The following is an 18720-nucleotide window of genomic DNA, read 5'->3' on the forward strand; positions in this document are numbered from 1 at the left end:
ACCGGGGTAATCCGTGAAAAAGCTCTCCGCACGACGACGCCATCCGTTGGCGGCGGTCGTCGTCCTACTCCTCGCGCTGGCGGCCACCGGGGGGCTGTACGCCGCGTTCGCGCCCGCGGGCGAGGCACAGGCAGACGACACCGCCCAGTCCCTCGCCATCGACGAGGGCAAGAAGCTGTACGCCGTGGGCTGCGCCAGCTGCCACGGCGTCGGCGGTCAGGGCACGTCCGACGGCCCGTCGCTGACCGGCGTCGGCGCCGCCGCCGTGGACTTCCAGGTCGGCACCGGCCGGATGCCGGCGCAGCAGCCCGGCCCGCAGGTCCCGAAGAAGAAGGTCATCTACGACCAGAAGGAGATCGACCAGCTCGCGGCGTACGTCGCCTCGCTCGGCCCCGGGCCCTCGGTCCCGACCGCCAAGCAGTACAACCCGGAAGGCGCGGACTCCGCCAACGGCGGTGAACTGTTCCGCTCCAACTGCGCCCAGTGCCACAACTTCGGCGGTGAGGGCGGTGCTCTCACGAACGGCAAGTATGCGCCGGGGCTCGAAGGGGTATCCCCCAAGCACCTGTACGAGGCAATGCTGACCGGTCCGCAGAACATGCCCTCGTTCCCCGACTCGACGATGCCCGAGCAGCAGAAGCGGGACATCATCGCGTACGTCGATGCGGTGAACGGTGACGAGTCCTCGAATCCCGGCGGTCTGAAGCTCGGTGGTATCGGGCCCGTCAGTGAGGGCCTGTTCTCCTGGATCGTCGGTCTGGGCGCACTGATCGCAACTGCCGTCTGGGTCGCGGCGCACACCGCTAAGGCCAAGAAGTCATGAGTAGCAACCGGAATTCAGACGAGAACCTGCCGAGTGAGCAGGTGCCGGGACACGGCGAGGTCGAGCGCGCGGAGAACCCCTTCGCCGACCCCGGACTGCCGGCCCACCGGCCGCGCATCCAGGACATCGACGAGCGGGCCGCCAAGCGGTCCGAGCGCGCGGTGGCCTTCCTCTTCACGCTGTCGATGCTGGCCACGGTCGGCTTCATCGCCTCGTTCGTGATCTTCCCTGTCGACAAGATCGTGTACATCTGGCCGTTCGGTCATGTGAGCGCGCTCAACTTCTCGCTGGGAATGACGCTCGGCGTCGCCCTCTTCGCCATCGGCGCGGGCGCGATCCACTGGGCGCGCACGCTGATGAGCGACGAGGAGATCGTCCAGGAACGCCACCCCATCGAGGCGACTCCCGAGGTCGCCGCGCAGGCGAAGAGGGACTTCCTGATCGGCTCGGCGGAGTCCGGCTTCGGGCGCCGCAAGCTCATCCGCAACACGATGTTCGGCGCGCTGGCCATGGTGCCGCTCTCCGGCGTGGTGCTGCTGCGTGACCTCGGCCCGCTCCCGGAGGACAAGCTCCGCAAGACGTTCTGGAAGAAGGGCCTGCTGCTCATCAACCAGAACACCCACGAGCCGCTGCGTCCCGAGGACGTCACCGTCGGGTCGCTGACCTTCGCCCAGCCCGAGGGGCTGGACGAGCACAATGAGAACTTCAACAATGAGATCGCCAAGGCGGCTCTCATGATCGTTCGCATTCAGCCCGAGGAAATCAAGGACAAGCGCGAACTCGAGTGGTCGCACGACGGCATCGTCGCGTACTCCAAGATCTGCACCCATGTCGGCTGTCCCATCAGCCTGTATGAGCAGCAGACGCACCACGTGCTCTGCCCGTGCCACCAGTCCACCTTCGACCTCTCCGACGGCGCCCGCGTCATCTTCGGCCCGGCCGGTCACGCCCTTCCGCAGCTGCGGATCGGTGTGAACGGTGAGGGTTACCTCTACGCGCTCGGCGATTTCGACGAGCCCGTCGGTCCGTCCTTCTGGGAGCGCGGATGAGTACTGCGTCTGAAGAAAAGAACCGCAAGGCACCCGCGGGAGAACGGGTCGCCGACTGGGCCGACGGCCGCCTCGGGATCTACGGCGCGGCCAAGGGCATGCTGCGCAAGGTCTTTCCGGACCACTGGTCGTTCATGCTGGGCGAGGTCGCCCTGTGGAGCTTCGTCGTCATCATCCTCACGGGTGTGTATCTGACGCTGTTCTTCCACCCGAGCATGAACGAGATCGTGTACGAGGGCAGTTACGTACCGATGCAGGGTGTCCGGATGACCGAGGCGTACGCCTCGACGCTGGACATCAGCTTCGACGTCCGCGGCGGTCTGCTGATCCGGCAGATCCACCACTGGGCCGCGCTGATCTTCGTGGCCGCGATGTTCGTGCACATGATGCGCGTGTTCTTCACGGGCGCGTTCCGCAAGCCGCGTGAGATCAACTGGGTGTTCGGCTTCCTGCTGTTCTTCCTGTCGCTCTTCACCGGACTCACCGGTTACTCGCTCCCGGACGACCTGCTGTCGGGCACCGGTGTCCGCTTCGCGCAGGGCGCGATCCTGGCCACGCCGATCGTGGGCACGTACATCTCGATGTTCCTGTTCGGCGGCGAGTTCCCCGGCCACGACATCGTGGCGCGGTTCTACTCCATCCACATCCTGATTCTCCCGGGCATCCTGCTCGGGCTCGTGGTGGCGCACCTGATCCTGGTCTTCTACCACAAGCACACGCAGTTCGCGGGCCCCGGCAAGACCAACAACAACGTGGTCGGCGCGCCGTTCATGCCGATCTACATGGCCAAGGCCGGCGGGTTCTTCTTCCTGGTCTTCGGTGTCATCACGATCATCTCGGCCATCGCCACGATCAACCCGGTGTGGGCCATCGGCCCGTACCGCCCGGACCTGGTCTCCACCGGCGCACAGCCGGACTGGTACCTGGGCTTCTCCGAGGGCCTGATCCGCGTGATGCCGGGCTGGGAGCTGAACTTCTGGGGCCACACGCTCGCCCTGGGTGTGTTCATCCCGCTGATGATCTTCCCGCTGGTACTGGTGGCCCTCGCGGTCTACCCGTTCATCGAGTCGTGGATCACCGGTGACAAGCGCGAGCACCACATCCTGGACCGGCCGCGCAACGCGCCGACCCGGACCGCCTTCGGTGTGGCGTGGCTGACCCTGTACTTCATCCTGCTCATCGGTGGCGGGAACGACATCTGGGCCACCCACTTCCACCTGTCGATCAACACGATCACCTGGTTCATCAGGATCGCGTTCTTCGTCGGCCCGGTCGTCGCGTTCGTGATCACCAAGCGGATCTGTCTGGGACTCCAGCGCCGCGACGCCGAGAAGGTGCTGCACGGACGCGAGTCCGGCATCATCAAGCGGCTGCCGCACGGTGAGTTCGTGGAGATCCACGAGCCGCTGAACCAGGGCGACCTGCACACCCTCACCGCTCACGAGCAGTACAAGCCGGCCGAGATCGGGCCGACTGTCGACGAGAACGGTGTCGAGCGCAAGACGTCCCCGGCGGAGAAGCTGCGGGTCAAGCTCAACAAGGGCTACTACGGCGAGGGAAGCCAGATCCCCAAGCCGACGGCCGAGGAGTACAAGGAGATCACGAGCGGCCACGGCCACCACTGATCGAGCACGACCGTACGTCCAGGGCCCCGGGGGGGGGGGGGGTCCCGGGGGGGGGGGGGGGGGGGGGTGGTGGGGGGGGGGGGGGGGGGGGGGGGGGGGGGGGGGGGGGGGGGGGGGGGGGGGGGTAAGACCCACCCCCCCCCCCCCCCCCCCCCCCCCACCCACCCCCCCCCCCCCCCCCCCCCCCCCCCCCCCCCCCCCCCCCCCCCCCCCCCGGGGCCCTCGTGCGTGGGCGCGCGTACGGGGGTGGGCCGGGCCGACCACCCGCCGTCAGCCACGGTGTCCGTACTACGGGCGGCGGGTCTTGGATCGCGGGCGGCGCGGATAGGCTGACGCCTGGCAGCACGGGCAGCACGGCGGTGCGCCCGTCCACAGACCCCAGGAGCGATCATGAGCAGCGCTGTAACACCGGCCGGAGGCGACACGCTGGCGGCGCGTTCCTGGCCGGGGGTACTGAACCCGCTGCTGCGCGGCCAGGACCTCGACGCCGTCGACACGGCCTGGGCCATGGACCGCATCATGAGCGGCGAGGCCACCGACGCCCAGATCGCGGGCTTCGCCGTCGCGCTGCGCGCCAAGGGCGAGACCGTGGAGGAGGTCTCGGGTCTGGTGCGTGCCATGTACGAGTACGCCAACACCATCGAGGTGCCCGGCGCCACCGTCGATGTCGTCGGTACCGGCGGAGACATGGCGAAGACCGTCAACATCTCCACGATGGCGGCGATCGTGGTGGCCGGTGCGGGCGGCAAGGTCGTCAAGCACGGCAGCCGCGCCGCCTCCTCCGCGAGCGGTGCCTCCGACGTGCTGGAGAAGCTCGGCGTCAATCTGGAGCTGACGCCGCAGCGGGTCGTGGAGGTCGTCGAGGAGGCGGGCATCACCTTCTGCTTCGCGGTGAAGTTCCACCCGGCGCTGCGTTACGCGGCGAAGGCCCGCAAGGAGCTGGGCGCGCAGACCACGTTCAACATCCTCGGCCCGCTGACCAATCCGGCGCGGGTCCGCTGCCAGGCGGTGGGTGTGGCGGACAGCCGGATGGCGCCGATCGTGGCCGGTGTGCTCGCGGAGCGGGGCAACTCCTCGCTCGTCTTCCGCGGCGACGACGGTCTGGACGAGCTGACGACGACGGCTACTTCACACGTATGGGTGGTGCGGGACGGCCGGGTCACCGAGGAGACCTTCGACCCGAGGGACATCGGTCTGGAGCTGGTCCCGATCGAGGCGCTGCGCGGTGCGGACGCCTCGTACAACGCGGACGTCGCGCGCCGTCTGCTGGCCGGCGAGACCGGCCCCGTACGGGACGCGGTCCTGCTGAACGCGGCGGCGGCGCTGGTGGCGCTGGAGCCGGGCGACGGCACGCTGAACGACCAACTCGCGGCGGGCATCGCACGGGCGGCGCGCGCGGTCGACTCCGGCGCGGCGAACGCGACGCTGGAACGGTGGGTGTCGGCGAGCAACGCCTGACGGCCCGTGGGCCGCGCCGGGCGGGCCGCGGATGCGGCCCGTCCGGCGATCGGGGGCGAACCGGCGGGCCGGACGGGCCCGGTGGGAGCGGTCCGGCCGCGAACCCCGCCCGGACGGCATCCCGTATCGCGGACGCCGTCTGGGCCGGTGCGTGTCCGTGGGGTAGTCTCGCCCCAGGTCATGAGTGACAGCGACCACGGCCCCGGCCCGCTGTCCGGCAACCCTCCGTCCGTGGCGGGGTGCCCCGGGTGAAGACCAGGCCGTGGGCAGCGAGGTCCGCGGCAAGCGCGGACCCCTGGACATCGTTGGATGTCGTCATCCCTGGGGTCCTGGTCCTCAAGGGAGCAGTCTCGTGAGCAAGCGAATGCGATAGGGCCTTCGGCCCGCTCCCGGTGCGTTCCGCGCCGGGCACAGGGCCCGAGCCCTCTTCAGTGAGTCCCACACCCCGGGCGAACCCGTACGCCGTCACGGCCTCCGCCGTCACGCCGCCGCCTCCGCCCGCCGGGTCCTGATGCCGTTTCCGCCTCGTCCTGCCGGGAGATACCGCCATGTCCGTACCCACCGACGCCCTCGACCGCACCGGCACCGCCCGCCCGCTGCCCGTACTCGGATGTGACGTCACCGTCCCCCTGGTCACCGGCGGTGAGGTCACCTACGCCGCCCTCGACTACGCGGCCAGCGCCCCCGCCCTGCGCCGCGTCTGGGACGACGTCGCCGCCTACGCCCCGTACTACGGCAGCGTCCACCGCGGCGCCGGATACCTGTCGCAGCTCTCCACCGACCTCTTCGAGAACAGCCGCCGCACCGTCGCCGACTTCCTCGGCTGCCGCGAGGACGACCAGGTCGTCTTCACCCGGTCCACCACCGACTCGCTCAACCTGCTCGCCGCGGCGCTGCCCGCCGGCTGCGAGGTGTTCGTCTTCGAGACCGAGCACCACGCCTCGCTGCTGCCCTGGCGCGAGGCCCGCGTCAGCTGTCTCGACGCGCCCCGCACCCCGGCCGGGGCCGTCGCCACCCTGGAGCGCGCCCTCGCCGGCCGCGACCCGAAGGGTCCCGCGCTGGTGTGCGTCACGGGCGCGTCCAACGTGACCGGCGAGCTGTGGCCCGTGGCCGAACTGGCCGCCACCGCGCACGCCCACGGCGCGCGCATCGTCCTGGACGCCGCGCAGCTCGCCCCGCACCACCCCGTCGACATCGCCGCGCTGGACGTGGACTGGGTGGCCTTCTCCGGGCACAAGCTCTACGCGCCGTTCGGCTCCGGTGTCCTCGCGGGCCGCGCCGACTGGCTGCGGGAGTCCGAGCCGTATCTCGCCGGCGGTGGCGCCAGCCGAAAGGTCGCGCGCCGCGCCGACGGCGGCGTGGACGTCGAGTGGCACACCACCGCGGCCCGGCACGAGGCCGGATCGCCGAACGTCATCGGTGTGTACGCGATCGCCTCGGCCTGCAAGGCGCTCACCGAGGCGGGTTTCGACCGGCTCGTCGAGCGTGAGCAGGCGCTGGTCGCGCGGGTGCGCGAGGGTCTCGACGAGGTGCCCGAGGTGCGGGTGCTCTCACTCTTCGGTGCCGACGCCCCCCGGGTGGGGGTGATCTCCTTCGTCGTCGACGGCTGGAACAGCTCGCACTTCGCCGCCGCGCTCTCGGCGGAGTACGGCATCGGTGTACGGGACGGGCTGTTCTGCGCCCACCCGCTCGTCCGGACACTGCTGGGAGGCGACGCGGGGGACCCGGGGGAGTGCGGGGCGCCGGACGCCGCTCCCGGTGAGAGGTCGCTCAACGCGATCCGGGTCAGCTTCGGCGCCGGTACCCCGGACGAGCACGTGGAGCGGTTCGTCGGCGCGGTCAGGGAGCTGGTCCGGGACGGGGCCCGCTGGAACTACCGTACCGAGGACGGCCGTTGCGTCCCCGACCGCGGCTGAGACGTGGACCGGGCCTGCCCGCGGGCAGGCCCGTCGCTCACGCGTCGAGGCCGATCGCGAAGGCGGCTTCCAGGTCGTGCTGGGAATACGTACGGAACGCGACGTGCGTGTCCGTGGCCTCGACGCCGGGGATCTTGCTGATGCTGCCGGGGATGACGTCCGCCAGATCGTCGTGCCTGGCGACGCGGACCATGGCGATCAGGTCGTAGGTACCGGTGACGGAGAAGACCTCGCTGACGCTCTCCAGCGCCGCGATCGACTCGGCGATCTCGGGGATCCGGTCGACGCTGGTCTTGATGAGCACGATCGCGGTGATCACGGTTGACGTTCTCCCTCGGTGGCCGCGGAACGGAACTTCACTCTAGCCGTCCGGCGGAAGAGCACCCACGCGGCGACGAAGCCGAGCGCGAAGCCCACCAGATGCGCCAGATAGGCGACGCCGGGGCCCGGCTCGGCGTTCCGGGCCGCCAGCCACTGGAGGGCGAACCAGAAGATCAGGACGATCCAGGCGGGGAAGCGCAGCGGCAGGAAGAAAAGGAACGGAAAGAGGCTGGTGACGCGCGCGGTGGGAAGAAGACAGAGGAAGGCGCCGAGCACACCGGAGATCGCGCCCGACGCCCCCACCAGGGTCTGGTCGGAGTCCGCGTTCGCCGCCGCGTAGGCGAGCAGGGCGAGATAGCCGCAGACGAGATAGAAGAGGGTGAACCGCACCCGTCCCATCCGCTCCTCGGCCATCGCCCCGAAGACGTAGAGGAAGAGCAGGTTCCCCAGCAGATGGAGCCAGCTCCCGTGGACGAAGAGTGCGGTGAGAGGGGTGAGGAGCGCGTGGGAGCCGCCGCTCATCAGCTCGTGGGGGATCACGCCCCAGCGCTCGAAGTACGCGCTCTGCGCGGAGAGCAGGGCGTCGCCCGTCCCGTAGGCGGCGTTGAACCCGGAGAGCGGGCTGGTCAGGAAGGCCAGAGCGCAGAGGCCGATCAGACCGTAGGTCACGACCGGCGCACCGGCCGCCGCGCGCCAATTGATCATCCAAGGATCATCCCGTACGCGGACAGACAGGTACGGACCGCCTCGCCGCGACATGGGATACGCGGGAGGCCGTAGGGTTACGGGCGCGTCCTCCCCGCTCCGGCGCCGCACCGGGGAACGGCGCGGCAGGCTCGACAGCACGACATCAGCCCTCGACGAAAGAGGACGGCACGATGACGACGGTTCCCTTGCCGACCGATGCCACCCGGTGGCGCTGCACGCTGTGCGGCAATCTCACCCGGTTCGATGTCACGCGGTCCTCCAAGGTGGTGGAGTACGTCCATCTGGACCTGGCCGGGGAGCCGAAGATCGAGGAGCGCGACGTGGTCAGTGAGACCATCGAGTCCGTCCGCTGCCGCTGGTGCAACGCGGTGGATCAGATCGAACTGGTTGACAGGCCGGGCGCCGGTTCCTGAGGGAGCCGCCCGAAAGGGTAGTGGGGTGACGGATCGTGGAGCAGCCCGCAAGTGGCGCTGAGCCGGCCGACGCGGCCGGCGGCGACGCCGAGGCGCTCGACAGGCCGCTGCCCGAGGGAGTCCGGCGCCGGGTCGTGGCGCTGGTCTCGGACGCCTTCGGCGGGCTGACCGTCACCGAACTGCCCGCCCAGCTACGACAGTACGCGCGTTTCACCCCCAACAGACGGGCCCGGTTCGCGGGCAACGCGATGGCGGCCGCCCTGGAGAGCGACGCGATCTTCCGGCAGCGGATCGGCGAGCGGTTCGCCCAGGCGGATCCCGAACTGGCCGCGGCGGTGGAGTCGGGCTCGCCGCCCCCGGCCGCCGACCCCATGGACGTGGCCGCCGCCGCGTACGTCCTGCGTCCCGTCGGCTGGGTGAAGCTGGTGGCCGCCGCGGGCGAGGAGGTCCAGCGCGCCGACGCCGAACGCGTCGACGAGGAGAACCGCCGCGAGCTGGAGCGGTTGCGCGAGGAGCTGGCGCAGGCGCGCGCCACGACGAAGGCCGAGACGGAGCGCCTCCGTACGGAGCTGGACGCGGCCCGCAGGGAGGCCGAGTCCGCGCGGCGCAAGCTGCGCGGTGCCCTGAGCGACGTGAAGCGCGGCGAGGCCGCCCTGCGGCGTACGGCGGCCGAGATCGAGACGGTCCGCGCGGAGGCCGCGGCGCAGGTGTCCGCGGCGGAGAGCGAGACACGGCGGCTCAGGGCGCGGCTCACGGAGGCGGAGTCGGCGGTGGAGTCCAGCCGCCGGGCCGCCCGGGAGGGGCGCTCGGTGGAGGACATGCGGCTGCGGCTGCTGCTCGACACCGTCCTGGAGTCGGCGCAGGGACTGCGGCGCGAGCTGGCACTGCCGCCGGCCGCGTCGCACCCCGCCGATCTGGTGGACGCCGTGGAGCCCGGCCGGATGTCTCCCAAGGACGTCGCGGCCCGCGCGCTGTCGGACATGGATCCCGCGCTGCTCGACCAGTTGCTGGCGCTGCCGCAGGCGCATCTGGTCGTGGACGGCTACAACGTCACCAAGACCGGCTATCCGACGATGCCGCTGGAGAAGCAGCGGCTGCGGCTGCTCGGCGGGCTCGCGATGCTCGCGGCGCAGACGGGCGCCGAGATGACGTGTGTCTTCGACGGGGCCGAACTCGCCGCCCCCGTACTGCTCGCGCCGCCGCGCGGGGTACGCGTGCTGTTCTCCAAACCGGGCGTGACGGCGGACGAACTGATCCGCCAGCTCGTACGTGCGGAGCCCCCGGGACGTCCCGTGGTGGTCGTCTCCACCGACCGGGAGGTCGCCGACGGGGTGGCCCGGGCCGGCGCGAGACCCGTGGCGTCCGCCTTGCTGCTGAAGCGGCTTTCGCGCGCCTAGTAACTCCTGTGCTCAATGCGGCATTTGCTCATCCAATGTCACATCACAGTGTCAATTGTTCGTCACTGTCAGTGCGATGTATGTGAAGAAACCACTCCGCGGTGAAATTTTTTTCCTTCAGGATTTGAACTGATCACAAGAAGGTCACTAGGGTCAGGCCTCGAACCTTCGCGCGGTTGATCACCCATCCGGGGTGGCGGCGAAGGAACCGCCGAATTCGTGTAGTTCAGTCCGGTCCCACCGGATTCCCGGCCCGCCGGGAAGCTGACGCACGGAGCCGGGGACACGCTCCCCAGTACCCGGTAGGCGGCTCTGAGGAAGAAGGAGACCGCCTTCGTGGCGTCCCACCGTCGTCCCAAGCAGCCGAGCCGCGCCCGCGTGACCGTGCTCTCCGCGACCGCAGCCGCCGCTGTCGCCCTGACGTCCCAGGCCGCACAGGCCGACCCCAAGCCTTCCAAGGAAGACGTCAAGGAGAAGGTCGACAAGCTCTACCACGAGGCGGAGGCGGCGACCGAGAAGCACAGCGGCGCCGAGGAGAAGGAGAAGAAGCTCGAGAAGCAGGTCGAGGCGATCCAGGACAAGGTCGCCCGCGGCCAGGACGAGCTCAACGAGCTGCGTGCCGGCCTCGGTTCGATGGCCAGCGCCCAGTACCGCTCCGGTGGCATCGACCCCTCGCTCCAGCTCTTCCTCTCCTCCGACCCGGACGACTATCTGGACAAGGCGTCCGTGCTCGACCAGATGGGCACCAAGCAGGTCGGCGCCCTGGAGAAGATCCAGGCCAAGCAGCGGACCCTCGCTCAGCAGCGCAAGGAGGCGTCCCTCAAGCTGAAGGACCTCGCCGATACGCGCACGGAGCTGGCGAAGAAGAAGAAGGCCGTCCAGACCAAGCTCAACGAGGCGAACAAGCTCCTCAACACGCTCACCGCCCGGGAGCGCGCCAAGTTGCAGGAGGAGGACGCGCAGCGCGCGGCCCGTGGCAACGAGCGCGCCAACCTCGGCAACGAGGCGGCCTCTTCGGGCCGTGCCGCCGCCGCGCTGGCCGCCGCCAAGACCCAGCTGGGCAAGCCGTACATCTCCGGCGCCGAGGGCCCCAACTCCTACGACTGCTCCGGGCTGACCCAGTGGGCCTACGCGCAGGCCGGTGTGAGCCTCACCCGGACCACCTACACGCAGGTCAACGACGGCGTGAAGATCGGCCGCGGCGAACTCGCCCCGGGCGACCTGGTCTTCTTCAGCGGACTGAGCCATGTCGCGCTGTACGTCGGCAACGGCCAGGTCATCCACGCGCCCAAGCCGGGCACCGTGGTGCGGTACGAGGCGATGGAGTGGGCCGGCAGCTTCCAGTTCGGCGTCCGCGTCTGACCCGTCCGCCGCACCGACGCGCGCGAGCGCGCGGAAACCTCTCACGGAGACGGCCGCGACCGCCCGTTCGGGCGAACTCCGGCTACTCCCGCTGACGCACGCCCCGCCGGTGACCTGTGATCTCCGGCGGGGCATCACTGTGTGTGCCCGGCGCGGTCTTTGGTCACTCCGTGTCCGCGCGGTTACTCTCTGCTGCGCCGCAGCTCCCGGCCATGGTTCCGCCCGTCGGGCGGCAGGGGCTGCGTGGTTGCGTCCAGCGGAAGGAAGTGCGGCTTCCTGTGGTGTCCCACCGTCGTTCCCCACACCCCGGCCACAGCCGCGGCACCCGGGTCACAGTCCTCTCCGCCGCCGCGGTCACGGCGGCGGCCACCCTCGGGACGGCGCCGGCGGGCGCGGACCCGAGGGACAGGGCCGAGTCGACCCGGGCGACCGTCGACCGGCTGTTCGAGGAGGCCGAGAAGGCCACCGAGCGGTACAACGAGGCGGACGAGCGCGCCGACGTGCTGCGCGCACGGGTGGACCGGCTGCGCGACAGCACCGCGCGGGGCCAGGAACGGGTCAACCGTATGCGCGGCGCGCTCGGTTCGATCGCGGGCGCCCAGTACCGCTCCGGCGGCGTCGACCCGGCGCTCGCGCTGCTGCTCTCCTCCGACCCGGACAGCTATCTCGGCCGGGCCGAGGCCCTCGACCGGGTGAGCGACCGTCAGGCCCAGGCGCTGCGCGAGATCGGGCAGGTCCAGCGCAAGCTCGGCCGGCAGCGCCAGGAGGCCACCGAGGACCTCGCCGCGCTGGAGCGCAGCCGGGCCGCCGTCGCGCGGCACAAGCGCACCGTCGAGGCCAAGCTGGCCGAGGCGCGGCGGCTGCTGAACTCGCTGCCCGACGCCGGGAGGGACGCCGACCGGGCCTCGCGCTCGGGGCGCGACGGCGCCCCGGTGTCGCTCGGCGGCCAGGCACCCGCATCGGCCCGCGCGGCGGCCGCCGCACGAGCGGCGCGCGGGGCCGTCGGCCTGCCGTACGTGTGGGGCGCCAACGGCCCCTCGGGATTCGACTGTTCGGGTCTGACCCAGTGGGCGTACGCCCAGGCCGGGGTCGCGCTGCCGCGCACCTCGCAGGCGCAGCGGTACGCCGGCCGGCAGGTGCCGCTCTCCGAGGCGAGACCCGGCGACCTGGTCGCCTACCGGGACGACGCCAGCCACATCGGGATGTACATGGGCAACGGCCAGGTGGTCCACGCGCCCTACCCCGGCGCCTCGGTCCGCTACGACCCGGTCGGCATGATGCCGGTCTCGTCGGTCACGCGCGTCTAGGTCCTGTCTTCGAACCGGTGTCGTCCGCCCGCGGGGCGGTCCGCCGCGCTGTCCGTCCCGGATCGGTGCCCGGCGGCGGCGCCGGGCACGGGCCCGCGGGCGGTGCCGACGGCTTGTCGGGAATCGGTCTCGCGGCGCCACGTACGATCGACCGGGTGGCAGGTCAGGGACGTACGGCTCGTGGGCGTACGGCGGGTCGTGGACGTACGGCGCGCCGGGGCGCCGTCGTCGCGCTGCTCGGGTGCCTGCTGGTCGCCCCCGGCTGCGCCGCGCCCCCCGCGGCCGACGCCGCCACCGGAGACATCCGGCGCACCCTCGACCGCCGGGCCGGCGCCCTGCTCGACCGCGACGAGAGCGGCTATCTGGCCGCCGTGGACCCCGCCGCCGGTGAACTGCTCGCCGCCGAGCGCCGGACGTACCGGAACCTCGTCGACGTGCCCCTGCGCTCCTGGGAGTACCGGCTGCGGGACGTCGATCGCTCCGGCACCCGCGCGACCGCGCGGGCCGACCTGCGCTACCGGCTGGAGGGCTACGACACCGCGCCCGTCACCTCGTCCCGCACGCTGGAGCTGACGCGGCGGGACGGGCGCTGGTACGTCACGGCCGACCGGCCCGGCGACAAGGGCGTACGGCAGCTCTGGCAGCAGGGCGCCGTCGAGGTCGTCCACGGGCGGCGCAGCCTCATCCTCGGCGTCGGCCAGGACAACGCCCGGCTCCGCGAGATCGCCGCCGCGGCCGACGAGGCGGTGCCCGCCGTGGACGAGGCGTGGCCGGGCGAGTGGTCGGGCCGCGTCGTGGTGCTGGTCCCCGAATCGGTGACGTCCATGGCCGGGCTGCTGGGCGCCTCGGCGGGCAGCTACCGTGGCATCGCCGCCGTCACGACCGGTGAGACCGGCCCGAAGGGTTCGTCTCCGGCGGACCGCGTGATCGTCAACCCCGACGCGTACGGAGTGCTCGGCGACTTCGGGCGCCGGATCGTCCTCACCCACGAGACCACCCATGTGGCGACGCGCGCCGCCACGTCCGAGGCGACCCCGATGTGGCTGTCCGAGGGTTTCTCCGACTGGGTCGCCTACCGGGGCGGCGGCCGTACGGACGGTCAGGCGGCGCCGGAGCTCGAACGGTCCCTGCACCGGGGCGCCTTGCCCGCCGAACTCCCCGAGGACGCGGACTTCGCCTTCGACGCGGAGGCGGACGAACTGGCGCGCGCGTACGAGGGCGGGCGTCTCGCGTGCGATCTGATCGCCGAGCGGTGGGGCGAGACCGAGCTGACGGACTTCTACCGAGCGGTCGGGGAGCGGGAGCGCCGCGAGGGCGCCGTCGAGAGCGCGATGAACGACGTGCTGTCGGTCACGCCCGACGAGTTCGGCGCGCTGTGGCGGGACTACGTGCGCGACCGGCTGCGCTGAGCCTGCGGGGCCGGCGGCGGGGGAGGGGCACCGGCGCACCGGCAGAGCCCTGTGCGGCCTCCGGCGCCCGTACGGGGCCGTGCCGGGCCCCTGCCGGGTCTCTCAGGAGCCGAGAAGCCGGTACGTGTCCTCCGTGCCGCCCTCCGCCCCCACGGCCCCGCCGGGGGCCGTGTCCGCCGCCTCCCCGCGTTCGTGCGGCCGTCGCGGGGGCACCGTCCCGCGCCACAGCCGGTGGCACGCGGTCAGCGCCGCCGCGACCAGCAGCCCGTTGCGCACGACGAGCAGGGTCACCCCCAGCGGGTCGCTCGCCGTCACGTGTGAGAAGAACAGCGGGAATTCGAGCGCCGTGACCGCGGACGCCACCACCACGAGCACCGCGGGCCGCGTCATCGGGCTCGATCGCGCCAGCAGGCACACGGCGGCCAGGCCCACCAGCCAGATCATGTACTGCGGGCTGATCACCCGGCTCGTGACGGTGAAGAGCAGGACGGCCACGAACGCCGCGTCGCACAGGGTGTCCGGCGTGAACGTCCGGGCCCGCAGCCGCCAGACGAGGAGCCAGCCGAAGGCCGTCATGGTCAGGGCGAGAGCGAGGGCGCTGACGAGCGGGACGTACGGCCCCCGGAACTCCACCGAGCCGTAGCTGAACATCACGGCGCCGTCCCAGCCGAGATGCCGGGCCACATGGAAGACCAGCGCGCCCAGCGACTCGACCTCGGTGCCCCGGTCGCGCTGCGCGGTGAGGAAGTCCAGCGCCCCCGGCAGCGCGGCGGACACCACGGCCAGCAGCGCGAGGGCCGTCGCCGCGGCGGCGGACCAGGACAGCCGGGTGGCACGGCCACGCTGCGTACCGATCAGCAGCAGTACCGGCCACACCTTCAGCAGCGCCCCGATCCCCGCCAGCCCGCCCAGCAGTTGGGGCCGGCGGAGGCCCACCAGGAGGGCGCACACGGCGACCGCGGTCACCATCAGGTCGTAGCGCGCGTACACGGTGGGCCCGAGCACGGCCACCCCGGCCACCCACACCCACACGCCGCGCGCCGAACGTCCCGCGCGCCGGCTCGCGCGCAGCAGCAGCCCGAGGACCAGCGCGTCGCAGAGCAGGCAGAGCGTGAAGAACGCGGTGGCGTAGCCGAGGAAGGGCAGCAGGGCGGGGGAGAGGATCGCGAACGCGGCGGCGGGCGGGTACTGCCAGGTGACGTCTGAGCGGGGGAAGGTGCCGGTGAGCAGGACGTCGTACCAGCCCTGATAGGTCACCGAGACGTCCGGCGTGACATCGACGCCGGGCGGGAGCAGGATCTTGAGGACCCAGAGCATCAGTACGGTCCTGGTGAGCAGCCATACCGCGACCGGCCCCAGCACGGCGAGCACGCCGCCCCTGCCCGGTCCGCCGGCCGCCCCGGCCGCCTCGACATGGGTGTGCGTCCTGTCCCCGACCGCCATGAGCACCTGCCCGTTTTGTCAGATATATGGATATGTGTGGCGGGAGCCATCATGCGGCGGGACGGGCGCGGGAGCGATGAGGCGGGGCCGTTCGGTACTGTCGGCGACGATGCACAAGACCTTGATCGTGACGAACGACTTCCCGCCCCGGCCCGGTGGCATCCAGGCGTTTCTGCACAACATGGCGCTACGGCTGGACCCCGGGGAGATCGTCGTCTACGCCTCCACCTGGAAGCGTGGCGCCGAGGGCGCGGAGGCGACGGCGGCCTTCGACGCCGAGCAGCCCTTCACGGTCGTGCGCGACCGTACGACGATGCTGCTGCCGACCCCGAGGGTGACCGAGCGGGCGGTGGGGCTGCTGCGTGAACACGGCTGCGAGTCCGTGTGGTTCGGCGCCGCGGCCCCGCTCGGCCTGATGGGGCCCGCGCTGCGCCGGGCCGGTGCCCGGCGGATCGTCGCCACCTCGCACGGCCACGAGGCGGGCTGGGCGCAACTGCCCGCGGCGCGGCGGCTGCTGCGCCGTATCGGTGAGGGCACGGACACGATCACCTATCTCGGCGAGTACACCCGCTCACGCATCGCCGCCGCGCTCACGCCGGAGGCGGCCGGGCGCATGGTCCAACTGCCGCCGGGCGTCGACGAGAAGACGTTCCATCCGGCGTCGGGCGGCGACGCGGTCCGCGAGCGGCTGGGGCTCGCGGAGCGGCCCGTGGTCGTCTGCGTCTCCCGGCTGGTGCCGCGCAAGGGGCAGGACACGCTGATCCTCGCCATGCCGGCGATCCTGGCGAGGATTCCGGACGCCGTACTGCTGATCGTGGGCGGCGGGCCGTACGCGAAGGAGCTGCGGAAACTGGCGGACGAGACCGGAGTCGGCGACTCCGTACGTTTCACGGGCCCGGTGCCCTGGTCCGAACTGCCCGCCCACTACGGCGCGGGCGACGTCTTCGCGATGCCCTGCCGCACCCGGCGCGGCGGCCTCGACGTGGAGGGTCTGGGCATCGTCTACCTGGAGGCGTCCGCGACGGGGCTCCCGGTGGTGGCGGGCGACTCCGGCGGCGCGCCGGACGCGGTGCTGGACGGCGAGACGGGCTGGGTGGTGCGCGGCGGCCCCGCCGCGGTGGCCGCCCAGGAGTCGGCGGACCGCATCGTGACCCTGCTCCAGGACCCGGAGCTACGGGAGCGGATGGGCCGCCGGGGCCGCGAATGGGTGGAGGACCGCTGGCGCTGGGACCTCCTGTCGTCCAAACTCCGCACACTCCTGTAGGAGCCCCCGCCACGAACCCTCTGCCCCAGCGGCCCCGCGCGGGTAGCGGTGATTCCAGCCGGTCCGGCGTTTGAGGACGGACCTTGTGCCCCTGCGCGGGCCCGCGCCCTTCGTAGGAGCCGGATGTGCTCCGCGGGTGGCGGCGATTCCAGCCCGTCCGGCGTTTGAGGACGGACCCGCCCCCGACGTACCCCCGCCCCACCCGCGGACGCGACTACGCGCTGTAGATCGACTCGATCTCGTCCGCGAAGTCCTTCGCCACCACCCCGCGCTTCAGCTTCAGCGACGGCGTGATGTGCCCCGCGTCCTCCGTGAACTGCGCGGTCAGGACCCGGAACTTCCGCACCGACTCCGCCTTCGAGACCGCCGCGTTCCCGTCGTCCACCGCCCGCTGCACCGCCGCCAGCAGATCGGGGTCGTCGTGCAGGGACGCCGCCGTCGAGCCCGCCGGTTTGCCGTGGTCCCTGGCCCAGTGGGCGAGGAACTCCTCGTCGATCGTCACCAGCGCGCCCACGAACGGACGGCCGTCGCCGACCACCATGCACTCCGCGACCAGCGCGTGCGCCCGGATCCGGTCCTCCAGCACGGCGGGCGCGACGTTCTTGCCGCCCGCCGTCACCAGGATCTCCTTCTTGCGGCCGGTGATCGCGAGGTACCCGTCCTCGTCCAGGGTGCCGATGTCCCCGGAGTGGAACCAGCCGTCGGCCAGCGCCTCCGCCGTCGCCGCCTCGTTGTTCCAGTACCCCTTGAACAGGTGCTCGCCGTGCAGCAGCACCTCGCCGTCGTCGGCGATGCGGACCACCGAACCGGGCAGCGGCTGCCCGACCGTGCCGATCTTCTGCCGGTCCCACGGGTTGAAGGCGGTGGCCGCGCACGTCTCCGTCAGGCCGTACCCCTCCAGCACGGTGAAGCCGATGCCGCGGAAGAAGTGCCCGAGCCGCTCGCCGAGCGGGGCGCCACCGGAGATCGCGTACTCGCCCTTGCCGCCGAGGACCGCCCGCAGCTTGCGGTAGACGAGCGCGTCGAAGACCTTGTGCCTGATCCTGAGCCCCACGGACGGACCCTGGACCCCGCTCAGCGCCCGGCTGTACTCGATCGCCGTGTTCGCCGCGCGGTCGAAGATCTTGCCCTTGCCGTCCGCCTGGGCCTTCGCCCGCGCCGAGTTGTAGACCTTCTCGAAGACGCGCGGCACCCCGAGGATCAGCGTCGGCCGGAACGACGCCAGCTCCGTCGTCAGATCCTTGATGTCCGGTACGCAGCCGAGCTTGATCGGCGCCATCACCGACGCCACCTCGACCAGCCGTCCGAAGACGTGCGCGGCGGGCAGGAAGAGCAGGACCGAGCACTCGCCCGTGCGGAACAGCGGCTTCAGCCGCTCCACGACGTTGCCGCACTCCGCGAAGAAGGCGCGGTGCGTCAGCACGCAGCCCTTCGGGCGGCCGGTGGTCCCCGACGTGTAGACGATCGTCGCCGGGTCGTCCGCCTTCGCCGTCGCGCTGCGCCCGTCGACCACCGAATCGGGGATCTCCGCGCCCGCGGCGGTCAGTTCGGCCACACAGCCCTTGTCGATCCGCCAGACGTGCCGCAGTTCCGGCAGCCCGTCCGAGACGGACCGCACCGCGTCGGCGTGCGCGTCGGACTCCACGAGAACCGCCGCCGTGCCCGAGTCGCCGAGGATCCACTGGACCTGTTCGGCGGAGCTCGTCTCGAAGACCGGCACGGTGACCCCGCCCGCGCTCCAGATGGCGAAGTCGAGCAGCACCCACTCGTAGCGGGTACGGGACATCAGGGCGACGCGTTCACCCGGCCGGATGCCGGACGCGATCAGCCCCTTGGCCACGGCCCGCACCTCGGCGAGGAACCGGGTGGCCGTGACGTCGGTCCACACACCGGCGACCTTGCGGCCGAGGACCGCGACATCGGGATGCTGAGCGGCGTTGCGGCGGATGAGATCCGTCAGGTTGCCGTCCGAGGGGACCTCGTACAGGGCCGGAAGGCTGAACTCGCGCAAAACTGCTGCTCCTCGTCGGGCGCCGGTGACACGGCACTGTGCCGAATCGGCTGCGGTCCACATCGGGCAGGTGCTCCGGGGGCCGAGCACGACTGGACTGCCCGGACGTTACCCATCAGTACTGGGTTCCGGATAGGGGGTCCAGGCCAGATGTTCCCCGTGTCACACGTTTTTTGACGGTCCTTCGCGCAGAGTAGTCCACAGCTGTGCGGAC

15 protein-coding genes and 1 riboswitch are annotated in these 18720 nt (G+C 71.6%); of the genes, 11 read left to right on the forward strand and 4 right to left on the reverse strand.

What is annotated here, in order from left to right; all coding sequences use genetic code 11:
- The first annotated feature begins 13 nt into the window (after positions 1-13).
- From qcrC to ACZ61E_RS08055, 5 genes are all read left to right on the forward strand, one after another.
- A complete protein-coding gene (gene qcrC / locus ACZ61E_RS08035; protein ID WP_469698569.1) occupies positions 14-823 on the forward strand; it encodes a cytochrome bc1 complex diheme cytochrome c subunit in 810 nt (269 codons plus the stop codon).
- The gene (gene qcrA, locus ACZ61E_RS08040) at positions 820-1872 is read left to right on the forward strand and encodes a cytochrome bc1 complex Rieske iron-sulfur subunit (protein WP_469698571.1); all 1053 of its coding nucleotides are present in this window, start codon (positions 820-822) and stop codon (positions 1870-1872) included. The genes qcrC and qcrA overlap by 4 nt, the downstream gene beginning before the upstream one ends.
- A complete protein-coding gene (gene qcrB, locus ACZ61E_RS08045; protein ID WP_469698573.1) occupies positions 1869-3497 on the forward strand; it encodes a cytochrome bc1 complex cytochrome b subunit in 1629 nt (542 codons plus the stop codon). Before qcrA ends, qcrB begins: the two co-directional genes overlap by 4 nt.
- 390 nt (positions 3498-3887) lie before the next feature.
- Positions 3888-4955: an anthranilate phosphoribosyltransferase gene (gene trpD / locus ACZ61E_RS08050; RefSeq protein ID WP_469698574.1), complete on the forward strand. Its 1068-nt coding sequence runs from the start codon at positions 3888-3890 to the stop codon at positions 4953-4955.
- Positions 4956-5131: 176 nt separating this feature from the next.
- Positions 5132-5249: riboswitch (SAM riboswitch) on the forward strand.
- A gap of 254 nt (positions 5250-5503) precedes the next feature.
- Entirely contained in the window at positions 5504-6871 is a 1368-nt protein-coding gene (locus ACZ61E_RS08055; RefSeq protein ID WP_469698576.1) for an aminotransferase class V-fold PLP-dependent enzyme, read from the forward strand.
- A gap of 37 nt (positions 6872-6908) precedes the next feature.
- On the opposite strand, the gene ACZ61E_RS08060 is transcribed toward ACZ61E_RS08055, so the two are convergent.
- Together ACZ61E_RS08060 and ACZ61E_RS08065 are read right to left on the reverse strand one after the other, a co-directional pair.
- Positions 6909-7190 (reverse strand): Lrp/AsnC family transcriptional regulator, encoded by a 282-nt coding sequence (locus ACZ61E_RS08060; RefSeq protein WP_242570311.1) that lies wholly within the window; start codon positions 7188-7190, stop codon positions 6909-6911.
- Complete coding sequence (locus ACZ61E_RS08065) at positions 7187-7897, reverse strand: rhomboid family intramembrane serine protease (protein WP_469698578.1); 711 nt, start codon at positions 7895-7897, stop codon at positions 7187-7189. The genes ACZ61E_RS08060 and ACZ61E_RS08065 overlap by 4 nt, the downstream gene beginning before the upstream one ends.
- A 173-nt stretch (positions 7898-8070) precedes the next feature.
- Between ACZ61E_RS08065 and ACZ61E_RS08070 the strand changes: the two genes are divergently transcribed.
- The 5 genes from ACZ61E_RS08070 (at position 8071) to ACZ61E_RS08090 (ending at position 13788) form a co-directional block, all read left to right on the forward strand.
- Positions 8071-8313, forward strand: a complete 243-nt coding sequence (locus tag ACZ61E_RS08070; protein ID WP_469698580.1) for a hypothetical protein — start codon at positions 8071-8073, stop codon at positions 8311-8313.
- Positions 8314-8348: 35 nt separating this feature from the next.
- Positions 8349-9710, forward strand: a complete 1362-nt coding sequence (locus tag ACZ61E_RS08075; protein ID WP_469698581.1) for an NYN domain-containing protein — start codon at positions 8349-8351, stop codon at positions 9708-9710.
- A gap of 336 nt (positions 9711-10046) precedes the next feature.
- Positions 10047-11072 carry a C40 family peptidase gene (locus ACZ61E_RS08080; RefSeq protein WP_469698583.1) on the forward strand — a complete coding sequence of 342 codons (1026 nt, stop codon included), beginning with the start codon at positions 10047-10049 and terminating at the stop codon, positions 11070-11072.
- Between the two features lie 278 nt (positions 11073-11350).
- Positions 11351-12379, forward strand: coding sequence for a C40 family peptidase (locus ACZ61E_RS08085; RefSeq protein WP_469698585.1), 1029 nt, complete (start codon positions 11351-11353; stop codon positions 12377-12379).
- Positions 12380-12534: 155 nt separating this feature from the next.
- Positions 12535-13788 (forward strand): hypothetical protein, encoded by a 1254-nt coding sequence (locus tag ACZ61E_RS08090; protein WP_469698586.1) that lies wholly within the window; start codon positions 12535-12537, stop codon positions 13786-13788.
- 102 nt (positions 13789-13890) lie between these two features.
- Here ACZ61E_RS08090 and ACZ61E_RS08095 read toward each other — a convergent pair whose 3' ends face one another.
- Entirely contained in the window at positions 13891-15231 is a 1341-nt protein-coding gene (locus ACZ61E_RS08095; RefSeq protein ID WP_469698587.1) for a glycosyltransferase 87 family protein, read from the reverse strand.
- Between the two features lie 109 nt (positions 15232-15340).
- Here ACZ61E_RS08095 and ACZ61E_RS08100 point away from each other — a divergent pair, with 109 nt between their 5' ends.
- On the forward strand, positions 15341-16495 hold the full coding sequence (locus ACZ61E_RS08100; RefSeq protein WP_469698588.1) for a glycosyltransferase family 4 protein: 1155 nt from the start codon (positions 15341-15343) through the stop codon (positions 16493-16495).
- Positions 16496-16709: 214 nt separating this feature from the next.
- Here ACZ61E_RS08100 and ACZ61E_RS08105 read toward each other — a convergent pair whose 3' ends face one another.
- Positions 16710-18506, reverse strand: coding sequence for an AMP-dependent synthetase/ligase (locus tag ACZ61E_RS08105; protein ID WP_469698590.1), 1797 nt, complete (start codon positions 18504-18506; stop codon positions 16710-16712).
- Positions 18507-18720 lie beyond the last annotated feature (214 nt).

The sequence above is a fragment of the Streptomyces sp. NPDC104581 genome, from assembly GCF_055583685.1.

Bases quoted from the DNA above. Each gene is read 5' to 3' on its own strand.
- qcrA (WP_469698571.1), top strand. From the start codon at position 820: ATGAGTAGCAACCGGAATTCAGACGAGAACCTGCCGAGTGAGCAGGTG.
- qcrB (WP_469698573.1), top strand. From the start codon at position 1,869: ATGAGTACTGCGTCTGAAGAAAAGAACCGCAAGGCACCCGCGGGAGAA.
- trpD (WP_469698574.1), top strand. From the start codon at position 3,888: ATGAGCAGCGCTGTAACACCGGCCGGAGGCGACACGCTGGCGGCGCGT.
- ACZ61E_RS08055 (WP_469698576.1), top strand. From the start codon at position 5,504: ATGTCCGTACCCACCGACGCCCTCGACCGCACCGGCACCGCCCGCCCG.
- ACZ61E_RS08065 (WP_469698578.1), bottom strand. From the start codon at position 7,897: ATGATCAATTGGCGCGCGGCGGCCGGTGCGCCGGTCGTGACCTACGGT.
- ACZ61E_RS08070 (WP_469698580.1), top strand. From the start codon at position 8,071: ATGACGACGGTTCCCTTGCCGACCGATGCCACCCGGTGGCGCTGCACG.
- ACZ61E_RS08095 (WP_469698587.1), bottom strand. From the start codon at position 15,231: ATGGCGGTCGGGGACAGGACGCACACCCATGTCGAGGCGGCCGGGGCG.
- ACZ61E_RS08100 (WP_469698588.1), top strand. From the start codon at position 15,341: ATGCACAAGACCTTGATCGTGACGAACGACTTCCCGCCCCGGCCCGGT.